The 26,002-nt window shown below is 42.3% G+C and carries 25 protein-coding genes; 4 read left to right on the forward strand and 21 right to left on the reverse strand.

The window, feature by feature from the left end:
• Positions 1-61 precede the first annotated feature (61 nt).
• A complete protein-coding gene (locus M3196_RS17515; protein ID WP_251323634.1) occupies positions 62-799 on the forward strand; it encodes a C39 family peptidase in 738 nt (245 codons plus the stop codon).
• 223 nt (positions 800-1,022) lie between these two features.
• On the forward strand, positions 1,023-1,913 hold the full coding sequence (locus tag M3196_RS17520; RefSeq protein ID WP_251323635.1) for a copper amine oxidase N-terminal domain-containing protein: 891 nt from the start codon (positions 1,023-1,025) through the stop codon (positions 1,911-1,913).
• A 31-nt stretch (positions 1,914-1,944) separates the two neighbouring features.
• On the opposite strand, the gene M3196_RS17525 is transcribed toward M3196_RS17520, so the two are convergent.
• From M3196_RS17525 to M3196_RS17550, 6 genes are all read right to left on the reverse strand, one after another.
• Positions 1,945-2,454 carry a VanZ family protein gene (locus M3196_RS17525; protein ID WP_251323636.1) on the reverse strand — a complete coding sequence of 170 codons (510 nt, stop codon included), beginning with the start codon at positions 2,452-2,454 and terminating at the stop codon, positions 1,945-1,947.
• A gap of 128 nt (positions 2,455-2,582) precedes the next feature.
• Positions 2,583-2,825, reverse strand: a complete 243-nt coding sequence (locus M3196_RS17530; protein ID WP_251323637.1) for a DUF2584 family protein — start codon at positions 2,823-2,825, stop codon at positions 2,583-2,585.
• Positions 2,826-2,952: 127 nt separating this feature from the next.
• On the reverse strand, positions 2,953-3,384 hold the full coding sequence (locus tag M3196_RS17535; RefSeq protein ID WP_251323638.1) for a hypothetical protein: 432 nt from the start codon (positions 3,382-3,384) through the stop codon (positions 2,953-2,955).
• A 216-nt stretch (positions 3,385-3,600) separates the two neighbouring features.
• Positions 3,601-3,993 (reverse strand): hypothetical protein, encoded by a 393-nt coding sequence (locus M3196_RS17540; protein ID WP_251323639.1) that lies wholly within the window; start codon positions 3,991-3,993, stop codon positions 3,601-3,603.
• 240 nt (positions 3,994-4,233) lie between these two features.
• A complete protein-coding gene (locus M3196_RS17545; protein ID WP_251323640.1) occupies positions 4,234-6,387 on the reverse strand; it encodes a 5'-nucleotidase C-terminal domain-containing protein in 2,154 nt (717 codons plus the stop codon).
• A gap of 477 nt (positions 6,388-6,864) precedes the next feature.
• The gene (locus tag M3196_RS17550; protein ID WP_251323641.1) at positions 6,865-7,332 is read right to left on the reverse strand and encodes an NUDIX hydrolase; all 468 of its coding nucleotides are present in this window, start codon (positions 7,330-7,332) and stop codon (positions 6,865-6,867) included.
• 299 nt (positions 7,333-7,631) lie between these two features.
• Here M3196_RS17550 and M3196_RS17555 point away from each other — a divergent pair, with 299 nt between their 5' ends.
• A complete protein-coding gene (locus M3196_RS17555; RefSeq protein WP_251323642.1) occupies positions 7,632-8,702 on the forward strand; it encodes a stalk domain-containing protein in 1,071 nt (356 codons plus the stop codon).
• A 126-nt stretch (positions 8,703-8,828) separates the two neighbouring features.
• Here the strand turns inward: M3196_RS17555 and wecB are convergent, their stop codons facing one another.
• Complete coding sequence (wecB, locus tag M3196_RS17560) at positions 8,829-9,977, reverse strand: non-hydrolyzing UDP-N-acetylglucosamine 2-epimerase (protein ID WP_251323643.1); 1,149 nt, start codon at positions 9,975-9,977, stop codon at positions 8,829-8,831.
• A 174-nt stretch (positions 9,978-10,151) separates the two neighbouring features.
• Here wecB and M3196_RS17565 point away from each other — a divergent pair, with 174 nt between their 5' ends.
• On the forward strand, positions 10,152-10,847 hold the full coding sequence (locus M3196_RS17565; RefSeq protein WP_251323644.1) for a hypothetical protein: 696 nt from the start codon (positions 10,152-10,154) through the stop codon (positions 10,845-10,847).
• A gap of 82 nt (positions 10,848-10,929) precedes the next feature.
• On the opposite strand, the gene M3196_RS17570 is transcribed toward M3196_RS17565, so the two are convergent.
• The 14 genes from M3196_RS17570 to M3196_RS17635 form a co-directional block, all read right to left on the reverse strand.
• Complete coding sequence (locus M3196_RS17570) at positions 10,930-11,718, reverse strand: SGNH/GDSL hydrolase family protein (RefSeq protein WP_251323645.1); 789 nt, start codon at positions 11,716-11,718, stop codon at positions 10,930-10,932.
• 144 nt (positions 11,719-11,862) lie between these two features.
• Entirely contained in the window at positions 11,863-13,398 is a 1,536-nt protein-coding gene (locus tag M3196_RS17575) for a DUF4127 family protein (RefSeq protein ID WP_251323646.1), read from the reverse strand.
• A gap of 81 nt (positions 13,399-13,479) precedes the next feature.
• Positions 13,480-14,112, reverse strand: a complete 633-nt coding sequence (locus tag M3196_RS17580; protein WP_251323647.1) for a YesL family protein — start codon at positions 14,110-14,112, stop codon at positions 13,480-13,482.
• Positions 14,113-14,130: 18 nt separating this feature from the next.
• Positions 14,131-15,027, reverse strand: a complete 897-nt coding sequence (locus M3196_RS17585; protein WP_251323648.1) for a carbohydrate ABC transporter permease — start codon at positions 15,025-15,027, stop codon at positions 14,131-14,133.
• A 12-nt stretch (positions 15,028-15,039) separates the two neighbouring features.
• Positions 15,040-15,891, reverse strand: coding sequence for a carbohydrate ABC transporter permease (locus M3196_RS17590; protein ID WP_251323649.1), 852 nt, complete (start codon positions 15,889-15,891; stop codon positions 15,040-15,042).
• A 286-nt stretch (positions 15,892-16,177) separates the two neighbouring features.
• Complete coding sequence (locus M3196_RS17595) at positions 16,178-17,434, reverse strand: ABC transporter substrate-binding protein (protein ID WP_251323650.1); 1,257 nt, start codon at positions 17,432-17,434, stop codon at positions 16,178-16,180.
• A gap of 146 nt (positions 17,435-17,580) precedes the next feature.
• Positions 17,581-18,777 carry an alpha amylase family protein gene (locus tag M3196_RS17600; RefSeq protein WP_251323651.1) on the reverse strand — a complete coding sequence of 399 codons (1,197 nt, stop codon included), beginning with the start codon at positions 18,775-18,777 and terminating at the stop codon, positions 17,581-17,583.
• Positions 18,774-19,727: an acetylxylan esterase gene (locus tag M3196_RS17605; RefSeq protein ID WP_251323652.1), complete on the reverse strand. Its 954-nt coding sequence runs from the start codon at positions 19,725-19,727 to the stop codon at positions 18,774-18,776. The genes M3196_RS17600 and M3196_RS17605 overlap by 4 nt, the downstream gene beginning before the upstream one ends.
• Before the next feature lie 15 nt (positions 19,728-19,742).
• On the reverse strand, positions 19,743-21,314 hold the full coding sequence (locus M3196_RS17610) for an FAD-dependent oxidoreductase (protein ID WP_251323653.1): 1,572 nt from the start codon (positions 21,312-21,314) through the stop codon (positions 19,743-19,745).
• Positions 21,304-22,293 carry an ROK family protein gene (locus M3196_RS17615; RefSeq protein WP_251323654.1) on the reverse strand — a complete coding sequence of 330 codons (990 nt, stop codon included), beginning with the start codon at positions 22,291-22,293 and terminating at the stop codon, positions 21,304-21,306. The genes M3196_RS17610 and M3196_RS17615 overlap by 11 nt, the downstream gene beginning before the upstream one ends.
• A 24-nt stretch (positions 22,294-22,317) precedes the next feature.
• Positions 22,318-23,250, reverse strand: a complete 933-nt coding sequence (locus M3196_RS17620) for an acetylxylan esterase (RefSeq protein WP_251323655.1) — start codon at positions 23,248-23,250, stop codon at positions 22,318-22,320.
• 21 nt (positions 23,251-23,271) lie between these two features.
• Complete coding sequence (locus M3196_RS17625; RefSeq protein ID WP_251323656.1) at positions 23,272-24,135, reverse strand: MurR/RpiR family transcriptional regulator; 864 nt, start codon at positions 24,133-24,135, stop codon at positions 23,272-23,274.
• A 96-nt stretch (positions 24,136-24,231) separates the two neighbouring features.
• Positions 24,232-24,939, reverse strand: coding sequence for an N-acetylmannosamine-6-phosphate 2-epimerase (locus M3196_RS17630; protein ID WP_251323657.1), 708 nt, complete (start codon positions 24,937-24,939; stop codon positions 24,232-24,234).
• 24 nt (positions 24,940-24,963) lie between these two features.
• On the reverse strand, positions 24,964-25,773 hold the full coding sequence (locus M3196_RS17635; protein ID WP_251323658.1) for an MBL fold metallo-hydrolase: 810 nt from the start codon (positions 25,771-25,773) through the stop codon (positions 24,964-24,966).
• Between the last annotated feature and the right edge of the window lie 229 nt (positions 25,774-26,002).

The raw sequence follows: 26,002 nt of genomic DNA on the forward strand, positions 1-26,002 counted from the left end.
GAGTAAAACTCTCTGTATAGTAAGATTAAACAAGACAGATAACAAGGAGAACGACTACCCGATGAAAAGAATCCTTTTATTTTTAGTGGCTGTATTTTTAATGGGAATCGGCTACGCTGCTTATGAAAATAGAAATGCAGGTAAAATAGGGCAGCAGAACCAAGATTCACCCGTGACCTTGAAAATGGCTAAAGCAAAAAGTGAAGTGAGGATTTCAGATGTCCCTTTGATTCTGCAGAAGCCAGAACTCGATCGAGGATGTGAAGTTACGTCTCTTGCGATGCTGCTTCAATATGCAGGAGTTGAAGTGGATAAGATGGAACTCGCTGAAAAAGTTAAAAAAGATAGAACTCCATATAGAAACGACAACGGAACATATTATTACGGTAATCCGAACGACGGTTTTGTCGGCGATATCTATACGTTTAATAAGATGGGTTATGGTGTGTATCATGGACCAATTGCTGAGTTGGCTGAAGAATATTTACCTGGAAAGATCCGTGATATAAGTGGTGGTTCTTTCGAAGAAGCTGTCTTGAAGCCACTGTCTGATGGGAAGCCGGTGTGGATTATCATCAATGCTAAATATCAGAAGCTTCCTGAATCTGAATTCCGTACATGGAATACACCTAGTGGACAAGTACAGATTACATGGACCGAGCACTCTGTCGTTGTAACTGGATATGATGAAGATTATGTATATTTCAACGATCCGCTTGGAGTGGCGAAGAAAGCTGAACGTACCGGATTCGAAGCCGCTTGGGTGCAAATGGGGGCGCAGGCGATCACTTATAAGTAAGGGGGGGGACAGACCCCCTACAAATACAAATCGCTGATTTGTATTTGTGGAGTGGACACCTATTCATAATATCCATTAAACTGGCTGATTTTCAGTCAGTTTTTTTAAATTATGGGATCCTATAGTTACTTTTTTACCAATTATATGTTTTTCCCAAAATATTGAAACTGTTTAAATCCATGCGTCGTCTTACATATGAATTAGAAACTAAAGGGGGAGAAAGATGTTAAAAAAATATTTTGCACTAATCCTTACATTCGTTTTTATGATCAGTATGTTTTCATCAACGGTTTCCACGGCTGCCACTGAACCGATGAAGGTCTATATGAATGGCGGAGAGATTTATTTTAAAACACCGCCAATCCTGAAAAATGACAGAACGTTCGTGGAGATGAGACCGATTTTTTCACAAGCTGGCATTAAGCTAACATGGAATCAGAAAACACAAACCGTAACAGGAAAAAAAGAGGGTACGACGATTAAACTGAAAATTGGCAGTAAATCAGCTTATATTAATGGTAAAGCGATTCAGTTAGAAGCTGCTCCTTTTATTAAAGAAAATTACACGTTCGTTCCGCTCCGGTTTGTAGCTGAAGCAACCGGATATACGGTTGGATACCACCCTTCTTTCAACTTGATTCATATCCATGAAGGAAAAGAATTTGTTGAAGATCGAGCTTTTAAGGAAGAACAATTAACGAAGGAAATGCTTACTACTTTAAGAGAAGGTAGGTTTCCCGATTTTCCAGCCGGGCTGAATGATGGAATAGGCGGTCTTTTAGATGTAGCTGGAACCCCTAAGATTATTATTCGTGAGACACCAGAAGAAGGTTTGACCCATCAGTGGATGTATGGGGATTACTGGTTTGATTTTGGACGGTATGATCATCGTTTCTATGCGATCCATGTTAAACCTACGCGAACAACCATAACACTGGATGAGGTTCTAAATTCACTTGGACCAGCCGAAAACAAGTATTCATATGACGGTAAACACGGTTATACCATACACGCTTATTATGAAGGGATCTATATGTATGAATTTTTAACAGATCCGGATGGTAAAATCGAGTCCATCACTTTGAGACTCTGGATCTCCGATGAAAATATTTAATTATGATAATAAAAAACCAGCAGCCGGAGTACTAAACATTCCGAAAGCTGGTTTTTTTAATATGTCTGTTGCGATAGATCAGACTTGCAAGTAGGATGGCGGCAGCTCCCCCGCTAATGTCAATCATGACATCTTCCAGGTGAGGTGTGCGGTTTTCAGTAAAGTTTTGATGGGTTTCATCAAACGCTGCATAACTTGAAACGAGCATTAAAGCGATGATCGCTGCTTTCATCGTTTGGTAACCGTTCAGTCGCATTGCCCGAAAAGCAAAGAATCCCAATGCAAAAAACACGGTAAAATGGGCTCCTTTACGAATAAAAAATTCTACAAAGCTCGCGGCTCCCCTCGCCTCTACACTAACTTCGGAACCGGCGTAATTCAGTTTCACATCGCCAAAATTTTCTTCGACTTTTTCCAGATCCACGTATTTTCCGATCTCAGGCCGAACATCCTGTTTCTGGTACGGCTGAGACGAGGAATAAAATACGCCTATAACAATCAATAGAACAGGAATCCATTGATAGAATTTATACAATCTCAAAACAAAAACTCCTTTAGTGTCTCGTAATTTTTCATTATACAGCATAACTAAATCTAACTGAATCTTACCTGAAAAATTACATTAAATAAGGCGTCAGCCATGTTCACTGACAACCCTATAACAGCTACCTAATTCACATTATGCAGATCGACCAGTTCATAAGTAAGCTGTGTCTTGTTCTCTTTCCATGTCACTTCGATGACTTTCGCTTTTCCGGCCGGCTGGGATCTTTGTGTTTTTTGTACGGTTTGAAGACTGTTTAAAATATACAGGTGATACCCTTCAAGCTCCAATTTGAATGTGTTTCCGTCCAATCGTTTTTCAGCACCGTTCGTTAAAATACATGTGTGCATTGTAAAAGGCATGTTCATGTTTAAACACTCCCCGCTTCTATTTCTTATTTCTATTTTAAAAGAAGCTGAATCGTTCGTCTAATATTTGTTAAAAATAAAAAAGCCTGCAGTGAAGTGATGGCTTCAGCTACAAGCTTTCGTGCATTTATCGAGCCGTTTTTCTAAATTTGAACACAAACCCGATGATGAATGAAAGAATCATCGTAATGAAAAGAGCAATTGAGATTGTAGTAACCCCGGCGTTCATGTGTAATGCATGGTACACTTGTGCACAGATGCCAAATGGAACAGCAAAGAACAGGAACAACATGCCGAAGATCGCATTCTTCGTATTATACAAAGATGTCTTATGTGCGATGTCCAGAACTTTAAGACTTAAGATCCAAAAAGCGCTCGTAATCGCCCAGAATAGGAGTATGGAAGAAATAAATGAAGTTGAGGTCAGGCCCATAATCCGATCAGTGACCAAATTAATATTCCCCCATACCATCACTGTTTGATACAATCCTAATGCAAAAAGTACTGCTAAAAAAATAAACGCAAATCCAAACCCTGATGCAATATGTTTCATCCCCAAATATACTCTCCTTCCCCAATTCCGATAAAACGAAACCTAATTTTCAAATTATTTTACAATATTTTTTAGAAAATTAAAACCCCTAAAAAGCACATTTGTGAAATTTTACATAATAAAACATGGGGACAGACCCCGTACAAATACAAATCGGGTCCTTTTGTACATCCAGGAAGGACATTTGGGTAATGAAAAAGATAACCCGCAAAGTGGTTATCCTTACTTTTTAAATACTTTTACACCGGTATTTAAAATCTTATCCAAGTTATTCTTTAACAGAGCCGACTTTTTTGTGATCCCTTTTTCAAATTGCTCAATTGTCGTGCTGTCACCCTTACTTTTCAATGGTTCAACGTTTATAATATCCTCTAATTGCTTACGAACAGGTTGATCATGGTCTTGAGTTTCAGTAACGTTTCCCTCTTCTAACTTTCTCATGAAGATAAACGTATCCATATCCCTGTAGTTGAGCTCGATTTCAATGCCAATCTGATCGTTAACGTATAAGAAGGTTGTCTTCCAGCTCCCATCAGTTGCAACCGGTTCAGAAAATCCATAATCGTTAACAAGGTAGGAAAAACTCTCTTCCGTTATTGATGAGAATAAATTCAAGGTAACACCTCCGTATTAAGTAGATATCGTTTATTTATTATCGTAATGATTTCTTTATAGTTTACATTGTTACTTTACTTAAAGATAATACTTATACTTCGCTCTGTATACGTTTACTCCTTCTTTAAGAGAAAAATGAGTAAATAAAACCACCTGGGAAGGAACACGACTGTATGCCGTGTCCTTTCCAGGTGGACGAAATGAGTGGTTTTGTATTTGTATGGGGTCAGACCCCCTGTCCTATTCTTTTGTGATACGGCCTTCGGTTTGAGGGTCGACGGTTTTTAATGTTTCGATATGCTTGATCAACGCATCTAGATCTGTGATATCAACCTGTTTGTTAGCACCATCTAACAATACCGTGTACCCATCTCCGCCGCCTGCCATGAAGTTGTTTACAGTTACACTGTACGTCGCATTTGGATCAATCTTTGTTGTTCCATCAGCAAGGAATACGTCTTTTACTTGACCTTCAAATTTACCAGGCTCTACTTCTTTAGACGTGTACGTCACTTTCAATCCAGCGATTTGAAGGATCTTTTCTCGTCCTGTTACCCATTGCTGGTTCAATAATTCAATCACTTGCGCACCGGTAAGGTCCATGGTTACGAGGTCATTCCCGAATGGCTGTACCGTAAATGCGTCTTCCCACGTAATGTCGCCAGCATCGATAGCTGATCGGATTCCGCCAGGATTCATGAACGCAAACTCAGTTCCTGTTTGAGCGATCATGGAGTCAGCGATCAGATTTCCCATCGGAACTTCACCGTGTTCGTTTGCATCATCACTGATTCCGTTCGGTGCTTGCCCGATCACTTTGTTCAACTGATCTTTTACTTTATCGTAAGCTCCTTTAACCATCGCTTCGATTTCAGCATCTGGCTTCATTCCCTCATGGAACGTCGTGATCACTTCAGCTGACTTTTTAACGATGTCCCCCGTCTTTTTGTTGATTAATAGGTCAATATCAGAAAAAGCTGTACCTGAAGCGTAAGATTGTACGATTAACTTATTATCAACCGTTGTGTTCGTAAATGCATGGTTATGACCCGCATATAATACGTCCACTTCATCATCCGCATTTTTAGCGATATCAATTAATTCCCCAACTGCATTCTTCCCGTCAGCGTCAGAGTACGCAGGGTTGTGCGCTAAAACTACGATAGATTCAATGCCTTTGTCCTTTAGCTCAGCTGCATACTTGTTGATCGCTTCTGTCTCATCGGTAAATGAGATGCCTTTTACTCCACTCGGGATTACGATATCAGGCGTATCCGAGTAAACAACGCCGATGAATCCAACCTTAACGCCGTCAACCTCTTGAACCACGTAAGGCTCCAGGATCGGTCGCTTCGTTTTTTCATCCACAACATTTGCTGCAACATACGGGAAGTCAGCTCCGCCAAAATCACCTGTTGCTTCATGTTCGCCTCCAAAGATCAGGCGTTTCATTTCATCGACACCTTCGTCAAACTCATGGTTTCCAAGCGTACCGACATCAAATCCAAGTGCGTTAAAGATTTCAATCGTAGGCTCGTCCTGAAGAAGTGCTGATGCAGGCGCACTCGCACCGACAGCGTCACCCGCGTGGACCATCAATGTATTCTCAGGGTTTTCCGCTTCATGTTTCCTTAAATAAGCACTTAAGTATGCTGCTCCACCAGCTGGTTTTCCGCCAACCATCTTCGTTGTGTTAATTTGCCCGTGGAAGTCGTTGATTCCTAATAGCTGTATAGAAACGAGCGAACTTTTCAGCAATTTATGTATTACCGCTGCCCCTTCAGCTCGAATCGTTGCATCTTTAGGAGCAATAGTCGTTGCTGTTTTTCCATTGATCAATCCGTGTTCAACAGCGATGTTTACAAACTCTTTCGCCCAAGGGCTTACTTGATTCATATCTTTATAGTCAGGCGTTTCAGTAGGATCCACTTTTCCTTCCAGGTGGTATTCGTACGCTCTTACAAGCATGACGATCATTTCTTCGCGTGAAAGTGTCTTGGAAGGATCCAGCTTCGTTTCCGTCGTCCCTTTTACAAGGCCCGCCGCATAAGCTTTTGCGACATCATCCGCTGCCCATGCTGGCAGATCTGTAAATGGTGTCTTTTCTTCAGTTGCCGGCAGTTTTAAAGCACGGTTGATCATCACGATGAATTGCACCCGCGTTAGTTCAAGCTCTGGCCCAAATTTATTGTCACCAATGCCATTTACTAGTTTTTCATTGGCTAATTCATGAATCATAGCATTCGCCCAATAATTTTCTTTCACATCTGTAAATTTAATAGGTTCCTCAGCGTTCACGACATCTTTCCACGTAATAGGTGCAGCTAGTACCGAAAGAGCCATCGTGGTGGCTAACACCGTACGGCTCATTTTTGAAAAAGGTTTATTCGACATATCCATCCCCCATATTACAAATTTTTTTAATCACCACTATAATTATAATTATATATTTTCAGAATAATAATGTAAGAGATATTGTGTAAAAATTTTATTAATTTAGTAGAATTATGTAATTTTTTTGTTTCTTATAGATAAAGAGTTTGTAAAATAAATCACCTTTGCTATCTGTAGATATATGGTAGAATCGTCGTTAAGGCAGTAAAAATAAGTCGTATATTATCTTTATATACCAACTTTTAGAAGAATGAGAGAAATGCATGGTTTTTGTAATCTCGTCTTTTTATTTATGTTCTTACCTATTGTTCTAGCAGCCTACTTTTTGCTGCCGAAAATGTTTTTTCAACGATGTATGATTTCGATCTTTCTGAGAAAAAAGAACGTGAAGAACAAGAGAAAAAAGATCAAAAGAATGAAAAAGATGAAGTTGTATATAAATAGAGTGGAAGCCCTGCCTAATTGACGGGGCTTTATTTATTTTGGTTGAAAGGAGTTTTGTGTGGAGAGGAACTCTTGAATGATGGGGAGATCCGGTATGTTAATGTTGGATGGCAGTTTGCTTAGAGGGAAAAATTGAAGAGCTTTCACCTCGTGTTCATCTACTTTTAGCTCACCCTCATAATCTCGGCATATATAGGTTGCAACAACGTTGTATACTTCATCACCATGCGGATATTGGTAATAAAATTCTTCTCCGGAAAAAATATTGAAAAGCGTTAGGCGCTTGGCTGTCAGTCCCGTCTCTTCTTGAAGTTCCCGTTTTGCAGCGTCCTCCAGCTGTTCTCCAGGTTCAATAGCCCCGCCAGATAATCCCCACATCTCGTTGTCGGTTCTTAGCTGCATCAACAGTTCGTTTTTGTCGTTCAACAAAAGTACATTAGCACCGACCATGATGATCGGTCGTGTTCCGATTAATTCCCTTAATTCGCTGATGTATCCCATATTTTGCTCCTTTTTTATAAAATGACTTTTTTAGTTTCTCTATTGGGGTGGTGAACTCCTTTATTGGGTTATGGTTCATAGAAGGTTCACTTTGGTTCATAGGGCTGAGATTTCGATTCATAGGAAATCGTTTGGTTCATAGGACTTTCATAGAGATTTGTTTTTGGTGCATAGAGCATAGTTTTTGGTTCATAGAAATAGGCATAACTGGTTTTTTTGAGTCTTTTCGGACTGGTGTATGTTTATGGGGTTCGTTTACGATGGAAATAATGAAATAATGACGAACTGAAGGTGAAACGATGAATAAACGTTGGCTATTATTCGGTGTAGCATATGTTTTGTGGATGTGCATTTTTTCAAAACCAGCTTTAGCTGAAGAATTCCCCCGTCAAAAACTGATCTCAAGCAAGTTTTTTAATGAATCTCAGATGATCATTGTGGAAGCGAACGGCTGGGATACGAAATATGCAAAATTAACTACATATGAAAAAGTGAACGGTGTCTGGCAAAAGGCTTTAAGTGACATGCCAGCTACCATAGGGTATAACGGGTTCACCAAAGTGATGAAGGAAGGCGGCGGTGCTTCTCCAACTGGCATCTACAACATGGGGACCGGCTTTGGGTGGGCATCAAAACCAGCCAATGCCACGTATTCGTACCGAGTAACGACGGTATATGATTATTGGGTGGACGATGTTTCTTCTGTGGATTATAACAAGTGGATTTATTATACGGGGAACCCGAGTACACGCTGGAAATCGTTTGAGCGAATGAATCATCCCTTGTACAAATATGGGGCAGTGATTAAGTACAATGAAAATCCGATCGTTCCTGGTAAAGGCAGCGCAATTTTCCTGCATATGTGGAAAAGTTCAACATCAGCGACTGCCGGTTGTGTAGCCGTTTCTGAAGCGAATATGAAAACATTATTGAGCTGGTTGGACACAAAGAAAAAGCCTCTAATCGTAATGGGACCGACTTCTGAAATCGACGGCTACTTGTATGCACGTAGTGAAAAGCTTCAAGAAGTCGGAGTCTCCGTGAATGGTATTAAACAAACGTTTGATCAGCCAGCCGTTTTAATTGACGACCGTACACTTGCACCGTTCCGTGGCGTTGGTGAAGCATTAGGCGCAACCATAAAGTGGGACGCGGCCAATTACAAAGTATATGCCGAATTGAACGGGACAACTGTAGAATTAAAATACCTTTCTAATATTGCAAAAGTGAATGGCAAAGATGTCACATTGGATACAGCACCTATCATCATAAAAGATAGAATGGTCGTGCCCGTTCGATTCTTTGCAGAAGCGTTCGGAGCAGATGTAAAGTGGGATGGAAGCAAGAACATGGTGATAATTAATAAGTAATAATAAAGCTTATATAGAGGTTTGTATATAATGACGAAAAACCTCCACGACGGCGAAAGTGTCCGCCTGACGTGGAGGTTTTTACTTGTTTTGTATTTGTGTGGGGTCAGACCCCCTACTTTTGTACTATAAAACCCTAAACGTATCTGGACGCTCAGTTGATTTGCCGAAGTAATGCAGAATCGCTTCTACAATTCGTCGGCTTGCGTCCCCGTCACCATAAGGGTTAGAAGCTCTAGACATTTCTTCATATGCTGCATCGTCTGTCAGGAGTTCCTTAGCAAGTCCATAAATGGTCTCTTCATCTGTTCCAGCAAGCTTTAATGTACCTGCTTCGATTCCTTCTGGACGTTCAGTCGTGTCACGCAATACAAGAACCGGAACGCCGAGTGATGGTGCTTCTTCTTGAACACCGCCACTATCTGTTAGAATGATGTGCGCCCGTGATGCGAAGTTATGGAAATCCACAACGCCTAGAGGCTCAATCAAATGGATACGGCTGTCGCCTTTCAAAATTTCATCTGCTACTTCACGTACAGCTGGGTTGAGATGCACGGGATATACCACCTGTACGTCGTCATGTTCATTCACTAAGCGTTTAATCGCGCGGAACATGTTACGCATCGGGTCACCTAAGTTTTCACGACGGTGTGCCGTTAAAAGAATCAGTCTGTCATTCCCGAGTTTTTCTAACACTTCATGCGAATAATCATCTTTTACAGTTGTTTTTAACGCATCGATCGCCGTGTTCCCTGTCACATAAATGCTGTCACCGGACTTATTTTCGTTAAGCAGGTTCTTCGCAGCAGTATCAGTTGGCGCAAAGTTCAAGTCTGAGATGACACCCGTCAACTGGCGGTTCATTTCTTCAGGATACGGAGAATATTTATTCCATGTACGAAGTCCCGCTTCAACGTGTCCAACCGCAATCTTGTTATAAAGTGCAGCGAGGCTCGCTACAAAAGTCGTCGTCGTGTCACCATGAACAAGGACAACGTCAGGTTCTTCTTTTTTCATGATTTCATCTAGCCCTTGAAGTGCACGAGTCGTTACATCAATCAGTGATTGGCGGTCCTTCATGATGTTCAAATCATGATCTGGCGTTACTCCGAAAATCTCCAACACTTGATCCAACATTTCTCGGTGCTGGGCCGTTACCGTTACTACAGATTCAATCTGCTCATTATATTTTTCTAACTCCAGTACAAGCGGCGCCATTTTAATCGCTTCTGGCCGGGTACCGAAGATTGTCATTACTTTTACTTTTTCAGCCATTCCAATATCTCTCCTTTAATCAGGACATGTGTATACATTATGGGCGAAACACCCTTATTTCATGCTAGCGTTTCATATCTTATACGTCAATTTTTTATTAAAATGAATTGTTTATAAAAGGATTAGATGGTAAAATAATATAGTTTTCTAAAATAATAACAATGGAGGATTTTAATGAGAAAAACCCTATTATATTCTCTTCTTGCCTTGGTTCTCATCGGTGCAAGTGTCGGCGGATATGTTTACTACATAATAAATGTAAAAACGTATAATACAGCAGATAAGAAAGTAGCCGAAATAACAGAGGAACAATACAAGCTTGATTTACCAGGCGATCATTCTCCCACAGATGGACCTGTTCCACCTTCTGATGATACTCCGGCAGACAGCCATGATTCACGAAATCAAGAATCATCTGCTTCTTCCACTGGAAACGGAACAGAGAGTGAAACCACAGCAACTCAAACCAAAGCTTCACCTAACTTTCATAATCATTCGCAGCCAAAACCTAAAAAGGTAACCGTACAGCAAATAAAAAATAATTATCGTCCTGTATTCGAATCGCTGCAATCACAAGCAAACAGCAGACTTTCATCATTGATCGGACATGCAGAGTCGGAATATCATACAAAAAAAGCGAATGGCGAAAAAGTCAGAGTCGGCTATTTTGTTTCAAAGTATAAATCAGCTGGTGAAAACCTTGAAGCCAATACGGATCAAGCATTTAATATCATCTACTCAGCTTTACAACAGGACTTGAAAAAGAATGGCTTCAAAGCAAAAGAGGCATCCGAATTCAAAACGAAGTACGAGAATGAAAAAGATGCTTTAAGAGATTCCTTGTTCTCAAAAGTTAAAGAAAGATTATAAGAAAAAGAGGTATTACTTCATTGTAATGCCTCTTTTTCACGAAAAAAAATCTGCCCAGGTATCCTGGCAGATCTGATTCTTTTTATTTAAATACATTATAGATATAATCGGCCCATACTTTATGACCTTCTTCGTTTGGCACTAAGTTCGTCACGTACTGGTTGATCTCCTCTGATTCCACACTCGGCCAAGCTTCCCAATGGTTCACAAAAGGAATTCCCTGCTCTTTCGCATACGTTTCCAAACTGCTTACTTGAGTCGCATATTTTTGCGGCTGATAGATCGGATTCGATGGCTGAAGCAAGATAACCGCTTCGGGATTCGTTTCTTTTACCTTCGCGATCATCTGATCTAATACGTATAATGTATCATTAATGCTGATTCCATTATTATCATTCATTAACACAGGTTCAATTAAAATTACATCCGATTTCTTTTGAACAAAATCTGTGTAGACTTGTTGATCTGTTAGTTCCAAACTATTTAACTGGCCAAAACTCGTAGTTTCAACCGTTACATCTTTTCCATACGTTTCATTCATTTTCGCTGTAAAAAGCTTAGCCCAGCTGCCTTCATCTGTTGATGTTAAGGAAGATCCGACTAAAGTTAGCTGTAAGCTTTCTCCTGCTGCTTTTTTCTGCTCATAAAGATCAGCAATCCCAGCAGGTGCATTCTTGAAGTGTTCGGTAGTTTGTTTTTCAGCTGTAGTGTTTTCTGTTTTTGTTTTCTCTTTCGGAGCATCTTTTGCCATTTCAAGTTTTGCAGCATAAGCTGTTTCTTCCAGTTTGTTATTGTAATAAAAATGCCCGCCAACTACACTAAGAACGCAAGCGACCATGACAAACCCGGTTAAAAACCGACGTTTCCCCATTTGTCCCAACCCCTTAAATAATCTATTTCTATCATAAGGGGTAAAATTTTCTATTACAAGAATATTGTTGAAAAATGTAGAAGATTGTTACAATCATTGACTGAATTGACTGGGGTCTGTCCCGGGGACAGACCCCAGTCAATTCTACATCGTTTTTTCCTTCATAGACTTCTGCTTCAACTCAAGCTCAAACCCGATTTCAAACGTGCGGTTCCACGGCAAAAATACGTTGTCTACTACCCCATTATAGTCCTTTTCATAAGATGTTTTCTTCAAGAACGAAGCAACTTCTTCCAAAAACTTCTCTTCCACTCTTTTCGCTAGATCAGGAGCATCATCTTTCACTTCTGCCCGTACTTTTTGCCTTACTACCGTTTGATACACATAGTCCTCAAGCAATCTGAAAAGGATTTGTTCATCTATAAGTTGATTGAAATCAAGACCTTTTACTTTTGCCAAGTGAACCATGGCTGCTTGCGCTACTACTGTTCCGAGTGTGTTTCCTGCTGTATTCCAAGCAGCAAAGCCTGACAATTCACGAACGTCCACTCCGGCCAACAGTTGAGGAATCATCGCAGGATCAGCCCCGTTCGCATAAGCTACATCCGCCACTGCCACAAGATGTCCTTTACCGATGTAATGTTTGATCCGCTGCACCCATTCGCCGATGTTTCGGTCTGCCGTATCGACTGCTCCTAAAAAGATTTGAATCGCAGGATCTCCTTGCTTTTTCCCTGGCACATTGACCGCGAGCAATACATCCGCATCACCAGGAGTTGCTTCTATAAAACTGCTAAACGCAAACACTTGCCCCTTCACACTTTCTGCGATCGGACGGTCTTCGTACAACGCGTTGATGAGCGCACCTTTTTCACCGCTATAAAATGGGTAGAAGATCGGCTTCGCTACACCTTCCAGCTCATAGATCATGCGGGCAACCAGCGAGTTTGCGACCTCATCTGCACCCGGATAAATCGCTACTTTCTCAAAAAGTTCTTTCTCTAAAACTTCCCTCGATAGTTTCTCTTGTTCCAAGATGTTTAGTCCATACTCGGATGTGTCATCCTGTGGAAATACGAGCCGATCCAGCCAGCCTTCCTCGATTCCTTGTAAGAGAGCTTGATTCAGCTGGAAATTCTTCTCCCTCGATTCCTTATAATCTTGTAAAATGGCAGGCGGAATCCGTTCCTCCATTTCTTTTACAAGAAGCTGTGCTTCCTCCAAACTGGTCTTCAAAAAACGATGATACTGATAGGAATACGAATAGATCTCCATTCCATACTCAGACCAATACGGCTTCTCTTCTTCGTTCACATAGTTATTGGAGATTCGCATTGTCGCGCTAAAAGCCATGACAGGCTTTTCAGGATACTTTTTCTTCAATTCTTTTATAGAAGTTAAACGATTGTTTAAAATTTCATACGAATCTGGAGAAATCCTCGACGGAACAAGTCCGCCATAACAAAGCATATCTGTTGAAAGGACAAACCCCTCAACTTCAGGTGCAACTCCCTCCACCCACTCGCGGACCGCGTCAACATCCCCTGGTGTTTTCAAAAACCCAAGAATTTCTTTTGGTGGCACAACCACTTCCCACCCGCCAATCCTGGCAATCTGCCCTGGCAAATCACGTGTAGCCGGCCTCGCATCAACAGGAACAAGCGCTATCTTATTGTTCATTCCTTAAGCTCCTTTTTTATGTAGTGCAAAGAAAAAACGGCATTCCAGAGAAATGTCCGTCCACCCTTTCATTGTTTTTAATCAATGAATTTCTTTTCCTTGCAGCTCTAAATATTTTTGCTCAATATTTTTAAATACTTTTTGTCCAAGTATCGTTAAAAACATGGCTATCGTACTCCCGCCAATCATGATCAGAAGCCCTGAGAACATGACATACAGGACAATCAGCAGTCCAACACCTGCCATGGTAAGCAACCCGTAATGAAAATGCGACAAACATACAAACACACTCTTTTTGATTCCTTCCCACACCCCCACATCATAGTGAGCGTAGACTGGGAAAAGGAAACACGAGATCATTCCGGCAAAAAAGCTGATCACCACTATGAGGAACGCTACTGCACTCATAGATTCATGTTCGATAAAAAATCGATAATCTACATATAAAATGCCAAAAACGAGAAGCAGGATTGCCCCTGCACCTGTTCCTTTCCAAAACTGGGTAAAAAAGTTCTCCTTAAAGGTCTGAAAAAGCGGGACATCTCCATTTTTTATCACGAGCTGTCTGGTTACAGAAAACATCGCCATTGTAGATGGAACTAACCCGAATACGACTAATCCTAGCAGTGAAAACAGCACCCAATAGAATTGGATCAACACGAGTCGCACTAGCCATTCGCACAGCACATTCACTTTTCCCATTACACCGTTCATGAAGATTCCCCCTTTCTCTTAACCTTTTACCGCACTGGAGTAAGCACTTTTTATGAAGTAGCTTTGGAATGCGATAAATACGATCAAAATCGGTATCAAAGCAATGATTGCCCCCGCTGCAATTAAACGCGTGTTTGAAACGAACGTCCCTTTTAGCTCATACAAGCCGACCGTTAATGGATACATGCTCGAGTCCTCGAGGATCAGGAGCGGCCATAGGAAGTTGTTCCATGAGCCAATGAATTTCAAAATCGCCAGTGTGGCTAGCATCGGTTTTACCATCGGAAGCAGGATGTGCCACCAGATCTGCCAAGCGTTAGCGCCGTCAATGATTGCCGATTCATCGATATCTCGAGGAATCGCGATAAACGCTTGCCGCATAAGAAAAATGGCGAACGCACTGACTACGCCAGGCAGGATTACCCCCGAATACGTCCCGATCAAGCCAAGCTTTGAGATGGTCAAGTAAACGGGAATCATCGTGACTTCTCCTGGAATCATCATCGTGGCCAGGATAGTCATGAACACAACGTTCTTTCCTTTAAAATTCATACGAGCCAGCGGAAACGCGGCGAGTGAACAAAAGAATAATGGCAGAAGCACACCCCAAAAGGACAGGACCACTGAGTTCCATAGGTAGAGTGGCAAGTTCAGCGTGTTCCATACGGTGACAAAATTTTCGAATGTTACGGACTCTGGAATAAAATTAGGCGGATACGAAAAGATCGTTTCGTTCTGGCCTTTTAGCGAAGTTGATACGGTCCATAAGAACGGCATGATGGTAACCACCGCCAGCAACGTTAAAAGCGTATAGGAGATTCCCCACCTTAGTAAATTCCGTCGATTTTTTAAAGACAGCTTTCTCGATTTTTTGACTTGAATATTCGGCTGCAGTTCCGCGGTTTTCAGTTCCATTTTGTCACCTCCCTATTGTTGTGTGTCGAGTGCCTTCTTATTAATCAGTGTTAAGACGAGGATAATGACGAACAGAATCGTCGAGATTGCACTTGCATACCCCATATCAAGATCGGTAAAGGCTTTTTCAAAAATCATATAAACGAGCGTTGTGGTCGACCCGATCGGTCCACCAGCCGTCATCGTTAACATGAGCGTGAACTCTTTAAATGCAGACATGGTGGAGATGACCGTTACGAAAAAAATGATCGGCTTCAAGCTTGGAAACGTAATGTAAATGTGTTTAGCCCAAAAACCTGCTCCGTCTAGTTCAGCCGCTTCGTACAGATCCTTTGAAACCGCCTGCAAACCGGCGAGGTAAAAAAGCATGTAGTAGCCGAGTCCTTGCCATACGGTTACTATGGCTAAACTCGGCATGGCGGTAAATTTATCAGTGAGCCAGTCAACCGGGTTGATACCAATAGAATGAAGGGCCGCATTAAAAAGCCCATCACTTTTAAACATCCATGTCCAAAGGATTGCCGTTACAACAACGGAAACAAGTGCCGGAAAGTAGAAAATTAACCGGTACACTTTGATTCCCATCAACTGCTGGTTAACGAGTATCGCAAGAAAAACCGGGATAACAATCAAAGCAGGTGTAACGAGAATCCAGTAATAGAAAGTGTTCCAGAGTGCATTCCAGAAATCGTCGTCCTCGAAAGCTCTAGAGAAGTTCTCGATGCCGACCCATTCGATCGGCTGAAAAACATTGTAGTTCGTGAAGCTAAGCCCAAGTGCCGCAATCGCCGGTATGATACTGAACGTGAGCAGCAGGACACCTGTAGGGATCAAAAACAACCAGGCTGTTCTTGCTTTATACATGAAATGCCCCCTTTCTTTCTGCTAAAAAGAGCTAATAATGAAACTTGGCTGACGCCAAGCCGTATGCGTCAGCCTTATTATTCATTATGGAATTGCGTGGATGTGCGTCTATGAACCGTAAAGTGAGGTCTATGAACCGAAGTTCATCTTCTATGCACCTAAGCGATTAGTCTATGCGCTCAAACTACACCTCTATGCGCCAAACGCAGTTCTATGCGCCTAAACTAGGCTTCTATGCACCTAACGAGTGGCTCTATGCACCAACGCTCACTCACACGCCCAACTGCTACTTCAATAACTTATTGATCTCCGTCTCAGCATCTTTCAACGCCTGCTCCGGATCTTTATCTTCGAGCAATACTTTCTGGAACTCTTCTTGAACCGCTTTGTTGATCTGAGAGATGTTCTCTACCGGAGGAAAGAGGTTTGCGCCTTTTTCCAGCTGTTTTGCAGCTAGGTAGCGTCCCTTATCTGCCGGGTCTGTTGCTTCTTTAACATCCGTGTAGAACTCATCCTCTGTTGCTTCAATAACCGATGGAAGAATCGGTACGATTTTACCGAATGCCAATTGGTTTTCCGCGTTCGTTACAAACTTCGCAAACTTGATCGCTGCTTCAGGATGCTTTGTTTTCTCCGCAACGGCAACGTTCATGATTCCTACGTGGATCTTTTCTTCAGATCCTAAGATTGCTGGAGCTGCATCCGATTTTGCATACACTTCAGGCGACAAGTCTTTTACCTGTCTGAACAACTGTGGTCCGATGTTCCACCATGCTAGCTTCTCTTGCGCGAATGCTTCATTATGCTTGTATGTGCCTAAAACCGCTTCTTTCGGAATCAAACCGTCATCGTAACGCTGTTTAAACTCTTTAAAAATTTCAAGTGCTTTCGGGTTGTTGATCGCCGCACTCTTTAAGTCTTCAGAAACAATATCTGCACCGTTCGCTGGCAGATACACGTGGATGTCTTTTACAAGATGTCCGATGGCTCCAGTCTTTTCCTTAATCACTTTCGACATTTCCCACGCTTCTTCCTCTGTTGTTGGAGGATTGTCGTAGCCGGCTTTCTTTAAGAGCTCTTTATTGTAAAGAACAACTCCTGTTGATAGGTACCATGGCAGCGCGTACGTGCCATCTTCAAGCTTTCCTGCATCCCAGATGCCAGCAAAGAAATCGTCCTTAACGTCTTTTGTATCTTTTTCTAGATTCTTAACTGCGCCAAGGGCAGCTAGTTTTTTCAAGTAATCGGTGTTTAAGTTCATGACATCCCCAAGCTGACCGGAAGCCGCTGCCGTAAGCGTTTTCTTTTCAACTTGATCAAACGGAATGTCCTGCCACTTGACTTTAATGTTTGGATTTTCTTTCTCAAAATCTGCGATCATGCCGTTGATGTAATCATCGAAAGTAGGGCTTAATGAAATGGTCCAAAATGTAATTTCTGCTTTTTCATCCTTCGCTCCGCCACTGGACGAGTCATTACAAGCGGTTAGAGCTAAGAGTGAGAAAATCATGACGAATGCCAACACCTTTTTAACGTGCTTCACTTTACATCCCCCTCATTTTTCATAATGACTAGCATGTTTCCAACCCGTAAAAAAGGAATTTTATTTCCTAAAATCTGATAAAGAAGAAAAATTCCTCCACTTTCTTAATTTTAAGATAATACTGACAATTTTGTCAACGGCTGTTTTTACTGTTTTATAGATGCCATTTTCACTAAATTCCACCATTGAAAGCTATTAAAATGGCTTGTATCGAACAGCATCACACCGGAAGATCTTTCCTTGCACATTTCAATCGCTTTTAAAAACTGTTCAGGGTTATTCTCATAGTCTTTTAGATAGAGAGAAGCAACGACCGGTGTCTTACCATTCAGTACCTTTAGGCTTACTTCGATTCCTCCTTCCACACTGTACCAGTCTGCAGGCTTTAGATTCGCAATCGCCTCATCCTTCGTCACATCCGGATAATAGCAGCCAGTCATGATAAAATCGAGTTCATCACCATATCCTGTCACATGATAGGTTACTGACGTCCAATCATAATCCGGTTGGAACGAGTTGCTTCCCCAGTTCACCCCTTCGTGATAATAGAGTGGATGCCACGATCCTACATAAATGCTGAAGAGTAGATTCGGATTTCTTTTCTTTACGATTATCTTTGCTTTTTTCACATATTCCGTGATGTTTCCTGCGCGCCATTCGGCCCATTTATTGAAATGGGTTCCTCTGATTAGCTTTCCTTCTCCTGAAAAAGAGAGGATATCTTCCGGCCAATTCTTTAGTTTCTCTCCCGTAAAATCTTCAAATCTATTTCTGCTGAAATCGCTAAAATCGCCATACACGTTCGGATATCTGCATCGGTCGAGCACAACACCATCCACATCATAGTTTTCTACGACTTCTTTTAAAATAGAAAGCTCGTAATCTTCTACTTCTGGAAGGATTGGGTTCACCCATACCGCATATTCGCTGCTATCTTCCGCAGAAAGAAATTCTCCCTTCTGAAGTTCGGCGTTGTATTGATAAAAGACCGTTTGCCACTCCTTTTTTTCGTAAGCAACACCTTCTCCAGCTGCTTTTTCCCCTTCTGCAAAAACATCCAGATTTGCGAGAACGATAAAGCCTTCTCTATGGCCGAGCTCAAGCATCTCTTGTAAAAAGCTCCTCCCTCTCCATGCATCATACCGCCCGTCTTTTACCGAACTTACATGCGGGGCGATGGAACTCGGGTACGTCACCTGTCCAAAAGGAATCTTCGCATCGATCACGAGTCTTGTAACACCAGCATCTTTTGCGTTTTTCATGAACGTCTTTTGATTTTCTTTTGAAGCTAGATAGTCAGCATTTGCGATGAAATCCACCCACAATATGGTTGTATCTTTCAACTCTCTGCCACCCTTTCTGTAATGAATGTTGATAACACGTTTACAAGTTCGTCTATATGACTGACACTGCCAGGAAGATCATGACCGGAGAACGGATAGAAAAGAATATCTTTTTTAGCCTTTATCAGGTTATAAACACCGTAAATGGTCTGCGGAGGACAGATCAGATCTTTGCCACCTGCAGAAATCTGAACCGGACATGAGATATTTTTAGCTAAATTTTTATTATCAAAGTAAGAGAGTGTTTTAAACACTTGTTTAAGTTTGTCCGGATATTGACGCAAAAATTGTTCGACTTGTGTAAGCGAGCCTTCCATTTTTAACTGGATGGCGAGCGGCAAATCACACATGTTCGGTACATCTGCGATTACGAACGATGGCCGGTCATCCAATCCTGCAACTGCGAGCGCAATACCCCCTCCCATACTTACGCCATAGATCGCGATCCTTTCTTGATCCAGTTCAGGCAGCGTTCCGATCACATCCAACGAACGAACGCCATCCATATAAACGTGACGGTAATAGTAAGTGTGCGGATTCAAAATACCTTGCGTGACCCATGAACCGGTTCCGCCAGCAGGATAGCTGCCATTCGCTGATTCTCCGTGACCTCTCGTGTCGAGTGCAATCACTGCAAAACCCATTAGGAGATATTTTGCGTAGTTGGCAATCGAGCCTTTGTTGCCGCCATAACCGTGTAAAACGAGTAAACATGGCAAGTTTTCTTTTACAGAATCAGGTCTTAAGTAAAAACCGGTTATGTCTGTTCCGTTAAATCCTTTAAATGTCAGCTTTTTTGCTGTGATGTTTGGAATCGGATATGGGAGGTCAGAGAGCCGAACCTTAAGCGGCTGATTCTTAGACTCGAGTTTGGTCTCTTCCCAAAACGTATCAAAATCTGATTCACGGGTACTTTCAGGGACATAATCTTTCCACCGTTCATCTATCACGAAAAAGTCACCTCCTTATACGGCATGAATGACCGGCCATTGAAGTTCAATTCCCTGCTGTGTAAGCATTTTTTGAAAATCTTTTAACAATGGATCATGGTTCCGTACATGTCTTGGAATTGTACTTTTTTTCATGGAATAGCCAGCGAGATAACCGGCAACTTCCCCAATGTTCCATTCGACCGGATGAAGTCGATAGCATCCGTTTGTGATATGAGTCGTTCCGATATTTTTACAAGCAGGAATCAGATTTTGAAACTGAACCGGAATAAAACTGCCAAGCGGAATTTGAAACGGTAAAGACGAAATATCGATATAGTTATCGCCGCCCGTGCTCGGATGAAGGTCGATTCGGTAGCACCCGATTCCAACAGAGTCTTCATATTGGAAGGCCTCTTTATCTCCACGAATTTCTGCACTTAAATGCTGCTCCAGCACGGTAAATTCAGCTTGGATCCGGCGGGATTCCCGAATATATGGATACATCGCAAGTCCGTCTTCTGTTCCGACAACATCAGGCCTCAGTTTTAGACCGGGATAACCTTGCCCGCCATCTGGACGCGGAGCTTCTGTTTGCATCCAATATAAAAGCGATGAACTAAGTTCTTTTGCTTGTTTATAATGTAGTTTGCAATCGTTTTCTTCGATTTCAAAAACAGGTCCTAGCAGATAATCATTTTGTGGCCAGTTAATTAAGCTAATGTCATGAGGAAAGTCGTTGTTGTCAAATTGAGAGGAATCAATCAGTCTTCGGTACTGAAACAGTGAGAATTGGTTAGCGTTTGGCATGAGCGAATACGTGATGGGTTTTAAACTGACAGGCTGAGGAGCTGTCCAGCTTAATAAACGATCCGGCCAAACGTCAGGCTGGTAATCCCGCCAGAAGGAATAGGATTCTGGCTTTTCAATCGTATGATCTTCTCCTTCGCGATAATCAACAGCAAAACAGTGAGTGATTGCCTGCATGTTAAGAGGTTCAGGTTCACCTGCACCCGCATGCGGTTCATCTGTCTGTGCCTGGGATTCGGCTCCTGTCACATACTGAACGTTTGCGAGTGGCAGAACATCGCCGCAATCAGTTGCATCGAGAAAATACGTTCCTTGCAGGACGACTTCTTTTTGTGAAGGCTCATGAAAAAGCGTAGCAGCTTTTATATAATCGCCATCCACCTGAACGGAGGTAATTTTGTGTTCGGTTAATATTGTGAGAAGTCCGTTATGTACGTATGGTGCGAGCATTTCTTCCAAGACGTGAAGGGCTGCTCTTGGTTCATGGGAAATTCGGCTAACGAGTGAGTTGCCTGGGTTAAACAATAAATGACGATGTTCTGGTTTTACTGAATACTTGCTTAAATAATGTTCTCTTACCTTATTCCGGAACGATCGGTAGGTTTGCGTGCAGCCGAACTGCTCAATCCACGGGTGTTCATCGGGTGGTACAGCTTGGCTTGTCAGCTGTCCGCCGATCCATTTCGTTTCTTCGGTCATGATTACTTTATAGCCCATCTTGCAGGCAGATAAAGCCGCCGCACATCCACCTGTGCTTCCACCGATAATCACAATATCCGCTTTTTTTTCAACCCTCATAAGACGCACCCTCCTTTTGAACGTTTTCGCGATATAAAAAGCTTTGATACCCGGCACCAATCACGCCAGCCTCATCGCCAAAATATGCTTTTGAAAAAGAAACGGATTGAACAAGTGATGAAATACCAAGGTTCCGTACACGATTCTGGATATCCGGAATAATCCAGCTATGCTGATCGATGATCCCGCCTCCAAAAACAAGGAGAGAAGGATTAAAAGCGTGAATGATGTTAACGGTTCCGTAGGCAAGAGCGTCGATCGCTTCATCTAAAAGTGATTTAGCGAAAGCCTTCCCTTCGTTAGCCCATTGGAACACATCCCGTGCGGTAATGTTTTCTATCGGTCCGTCGTAGAGCTCAGGTTTTTTAGTAAAGTACTGTTTCATCTGATTGGCGATCCCGGTTCCTGATGCATACGCCTCCAGGCAACCTTTATAGCCGCAATTGCACGCCGGGCCGTTGCGGTCAACCGACATATGACCGAGTTCTGCCGCTCCACCCCATTCTCCGTGCAAAAGCTTTCCTTCCTGAATAACTGCTCCGCCGATCCCTGTTCCGAGCGTCAGGAAAACGACGTTATCATATCCTTTAGCCGCACCAAGATACGATTCAGCAAGTGCCACCACATTCACATCGTTATCGATCCAAACCGGGAGCGCGAATGCCTGTTGGATCTCCTTTTTTAGCGGGATATCGTTCCAGTCTTTAATGTTGGATGTTCCGCTTCTAACGATTCCATTTTTAAAATCAATCTGACCGGCAGTGCCGATTCCGATCCCTTTTACAGTTCGAAACCCTATTTTTTTGGCTTCTCCCAGCAAACTTTGAATCAGCTGCTGCAACTGAAAGATGATGTGTTCTTTCCCTTCTGTCGCTGTAGGGACAACTTGCTTGTAAAGAACGGCACCCTCTATTGTAACAAGCCCCGCAGCAATTTTAGTCCCGCCGATATCAATGCCAATACTGACTTCCTCATTCATACGTCCACACCCCTTAAGACGTTTTTACAACAAGTACTTTGCGATCCATTCGAGACGACGTTCTTCTTTAAAATGATTTGGTTCATGTCCGTAGTCCGTATAGATGTCGATTTCTTTTGTTTTTGATGCCAAGTGATTAAATGCAGCAAACACCGTTTCAGCTGGCGTCACCGTATCCTTTAAGCCGATGCTCATAAGAACAGGACATGTGATATCGGGACAAAAGTTCATCGCATCCACGTAGGAAAAGTTTTTCATGATGTTTTCATAGGAAGTCCGCGTTGGATCGTTGTATTTAAAATACTGAGCCACCTCAACATACGGTCCGCCTAATGCTAGCTCGACTCCTTTTTCAATGTGAGACAAAAAAGGAAAATCAGAGATTGCGAGTTTCACGTCAGGATTAAGTCCTGCTGCAGCCAGTGCGAGACCGCCGCCTTGTGACTCACCCATTACGGCTAACCGGCTAGAGTCAATAAAATCCAGCTTTTTCATCCATGATAGATAGTCCATTATGTCTTTATACACGTGCACGTAATAATAGTTTAGAAGGTCTTCAATTCCGTTCGTCATCCAGCCTGGAAGATAGTTTCCTCTATTGTATAGAGCGTGATCAGGTGAAAATCCCTGCCCCCGAAGCTCAAAGCAAAAGACCGCGACTCCCATCAATGCATATTTTAAAAACTCATGAACCGCTCCCCGCCCGGCGGTATATCCGTGAAAATGAACAACGGCCGGGAACGTTTTTTGTTCATTGTTGGGGACAATCATCCAGCTTCTAATTGGTGTTCCGTCTCGGCATGTAAACGTAACATCTGCCACCTTTACTTGTTTAACCGGATAGTCATCGAGCCAATTTACCTTAACATCAGGCTGGAATGGCACCTTACGTTTCTCCCAAAAATCGTTAAAATCCGGCTGTCTCGTTAAAGCAGGCTTATAGTTTTTCAGATTCATAAGGTTTGCCACCTCAAAGAATTAATACATTTTATCGAGTACTGCCTTTGCTGTTTTTTCAATTGCTTGGATAGATTGCTCTTTTTGTTGTAAAAGGACAACCGTTGTCAAGATATCCAGAAGATGAAGCTGCGCCATCTTCGCTGCGAACGAACCACCTTGAAGTGGTGTTTCTCTTGAAGCGGCGAGCAGGATCTCATCGGCGTACTTCGTGATTGGTGAACGATTATGGTTCGTGAGACAGATTACGAACGCTCCGTTTTCTTTTGCAATACGAACTGCGTCCACGAGATCCTTCGTGCTTCCCGATGTTGAAATGCCAATCACGACATCCTCTTCGGTCGCCAACGCCGCATTCATCGCAATAATGTGGGAATCAACCACACAATCGACATTGAACCCGATTCTCATAAAACGGTACTTCGCATCCGTTGCCGTGATTCCAGATGAGCCTACTCCGAAAAAGTAAATCTTGCGTGCGTTTAACAGTTTTTTCGCGACTTTTTCCAGATTGTTCTGGTCCATCAAACCGAGTGTATCCTGAATAAACCCTGTATTTTGTGACGTGATCTTTTTCGCGATCACATCAATGCTGTCTGTGTCTTCAATTTTTCCGTAGACCGACTCATTCGGATTTACAAGGTTTTGAGCAACGGCGAGCTTAAATTCCTGATATCCTTTATACCCGAGCTTCCGGCAAAAACGGATAACCGTCGTTTCTCCGACATCTGCTTTTTCAGAGAGATCTGTAACCGAATAGTAGACGGCTTCATGAGTATCAGCCGTAATGACGTCAGCGACCTTTTGCTCTGCTTTTGTGAGCGATTTATAGATGCTCGGAATTAAAACGAGTGGACTTGCGGTTTGTAAGGTTGCAATTTTCATTGGATAAGTGCTCCTTTCACTGGCACGACTATATTTTTTAAACGTTACGCCATTTCACCAGCTCAAAGGTTTTATAGCTTGTAGGAAAATGACGGATCACGTAATATTTCGATTTAAAAGAGTAACTTCCTTTACAAAACGTTTTGTAATTAACTGTGGCCTAGTGATGGCTGACCCTACGACGACGGAGAAGGCTCCAAGTTCGAGTGCTTTTTTGGCTTGTGCTGGTGTTGAGATCCTTCCTTCCGCAACAACAGGAACTTTTCCTAGTTTAGAGAGCCGCTTGATCAGTTCAAAATCAGGGTCACAGATTTGCGGGCTATATGACGTGTAGCCGGAAAGGGTGGTTGAAATAAAATCTACTCCAAGTTCTATGGCCATTACACCTTCTTCAAATGTTGAAATATCCGCCATGATGAAAGCCCGTGATTGGCTGCGGATATAGTTCACCATCTCTTCCAAACTTAAGTTTCCAGGTCGTTTACGGGAAGTCGCATCAACGGTAACCACATCCGTCTTCGCTTCTAACAACTCTTGCACTTCTTTCAATGTAGGCGTGATAAAAACGTCGCTGTCTGGATAATCTCGTTTTACGATGCCGATCACCGGGAGCTGAGTTGCTTTTTTTATGGCACAAATGTCTTCTTTACTGTTCGCCCGAATAGCCGCTGCCCCGCCTTGTTCTGCTGCGATCGCCATCTTTGCCATAATGTCTGATCCGTGCAGTGGTTCATCATGGAGCGCCTGGCAAGAGACTATGATCTTACCTTTTATCTGTTGCATCAGTTCTTGCTTACTTATCATGTACACACCTCTTTTAGACAGAAATTATCTTTCTATGATCAAACCATCGTAAGCAACTTCAATATCGTACGGCTGAAAAATCTTGATTAAATCCTCATGCAGAAGACCGATGTTATGGGAAAAGTGAGTGACATATACCTTTGATTGCTCTGTTAAAACATTGCATTGCTGCAGCCTGTTTTTTGTCACGGTAACGGCATTTACGTTCATGTGATTTCGAAACTCCGGCAGGTTGCCGTTCGTGCAATCAAGCAGTGCTATGTCAACTTTACTTTTTTCTAGCCAGTTCCACGTTTCATCCGGAAACCATCCCGTATCATGACCATACAGCAGCGAGGTGGGGCCACTTTTTATATGGAAAAGCAGGCAAGTTTCATGCGGATTGTGATCAGCCAACAATGGAGTCACTTCTGTATCACCGATTTGGTATGTTTGGAATGGCTTCAATAGGTGCAGTTGGACGTGTTCATTTTGTTTTTTTAGCGTTTGTGAGCATTTTGCCAATGCTGTGTCATTTCCGTATATATGGAGCGGATATTGTACGCCATGCGCATAACCCGGGAGTCTCATATTCAAGTCCTCTGGATAAAAGTGATCATGATGTGTGTGGGTGAACAGAAGATGCTGAATCTTGGCAAGGTCCAGGTTGTCACGTAAAACATGGTGCAGCGTATCCGGTGGAAAATCGATCTTGAGCGTATCGTCTAGAATGGCTGACGTTCGTGTTCGGATGTTCTTTCCGCCAAGCGATCGAGCTTTTTGACAGTGAGCACATTTGCAAAATAGTGCTGGAAATCCCTCAGATGCAGCTGTACCTAAAATATGGAGTTTCAAATGTGATCCTCCTTTTTGGAGTGGTAGTGATCTATTCGTTTAGTGCATAGAGAAGCAGTTTTGGTGCATAGACTCGCCATTTCAGTGCATAGACCAAAGTTTTGGAGCTGAATCCTCAATTTAAGCAAGAGAAATATTTCCTCCATTTATTTTATAAATTATGGATATTTCTTTCATTATGAATTATTTTAAACTATTTTGAACATTCTAACAACTGTATGTGTGAAAA

This window comes from Fictibacillus nanhaiensis (genome assembly GCF_023715445.1).
Taxonomy (GTDB): Bacteria; Bacillota; Bacilli; order Bacillales; family Fictibacillaceae; genus Fictibacillus; species Fictibacillus nanhaiensis_D.

Bases quoted from the DNA above. Each gene is read 5' to 3' on its own strand.
- M3196_RS17585 (WP_251323648.1), bottom strand. From the start codon at position 15,027: ATGGAACTGAAAACCGCGGAACTGCAGCCGAATATTCAAGTCAAAAAA.
- M3196_RS17550 (WP_251323641.1), bottom strand. From the start codon at position 7,332: ATGGGATACATCAGCGAATTAAGGGAATTAATCGGAACACGACCGATC.
- M3196_RS17615 (WP_251323654.1), bottom strand. From the start codon at position 22,293: ATGAATGAGGAAGTCAGTATTGGCATTGATATCGGCGGGACTAAAATT.
- M3196_RS17520 (WP_251323635.1), top strand. From the start codon at position 1,023: ATGTTAAAAAAATATTTTGCACTAATCCTTACATTCGTTTTTATGATC.
- M3196_RS17565 (WP_251323644.1), top strand. From the start codon at position 10,152: ATGAGAAAAACCCTATTATATTCTCTTCTTGCCTTGGTTCTCATCGGT.
- M3196_RS17545 (WP_251323640.1), bottom strand. From the start codon at position 6,387: ATGTCGAATAAACCTTTTTCAAAAATGAGCCGTACGGTGTTAGCCACC.
- M3196_RS17625 (WP_251323656.1), bottom strand. From the start codon at position 24,135: ATGAAAATTGCAACCTTACAAACCGCAAGTCCACTCGTTTTAATTCCG.
- M3196_RS17590 (WP_251323649.1), bottom strand. From the start codon at position 15,891: ATGTATAAAGCAAGAACAGCCTGGTTGTTTTTGATCCCTACAGGTGTC.
- M3196_RS17575 (WP_251323646.1), bottom strand. From the start codon at position 13,398: ATGAACAATAAGATAGCGCTTGTTCCTGTTGATGCGAGGCCGGCTACA.
- M3196_RS17580 (WP_251323647.1), bottom strand. From the start codon at position 14,112: ATGAACGGTGTAATGGGAAAAGTGAATGTGCTGTGCGAATGGCTAGTG.
- M3196_RS17610 (WP_251323653.1), bottom strand. From the start codon at position 21,314: ATGAGGGTTGAAAAAAAAGCGGATATTGTGATTATCGGTGGAAGCACA.
- M3196_RS17570 (WP_251323645.1), bottom strand. From the start codon at position 11,718: ATGGGGAAACGTCGGTTTTTAACCGGGTTTGTCATGGTCGCTTGCGTT.
- M3196_RS17515 (WP_251323634.1), top strand. From the start codon at position 62: ATGAAAAGAATCCTTTTATTTTTAGTGGCTGTATTTTTAATGGGAATC.
- M3196_RS17555 (WP_251323642.1), top strand. From the start codon at position 7,632: ATGAATAAACGTTGGCTATTATTCGGTGTAGCATATGTTTTGTGGATG.
- M3196_RS17620 (WP_251323655.1), bottom strand. From the start codon at position 23,250: ATGAATCTGAAAAACTATAAGCCTGCTTTAACGAGACAGCCGGATTTT.
- wecB (WP_251323643.1), bottom strand. From the start codon at position 9,977: ATGGCTGAAAAAGTAAAAGTAATGACAATCTTCGGTACCCGGCCAGAA.
- M3196_RS17530 (WP_251323637.1), bottom strand. From the start codon at position 2,825: ATGAACATGCCTTTTACAATGCACACATGTATTTTAACGAACGGTGCT.
- M3196_RS17630 (WP_251323657.1), bottom strand. From the start codon at position 24,939: ATGATAAGTAAGCAAGAACTGATGCAACAGATAAAAGGTAAGATCATA.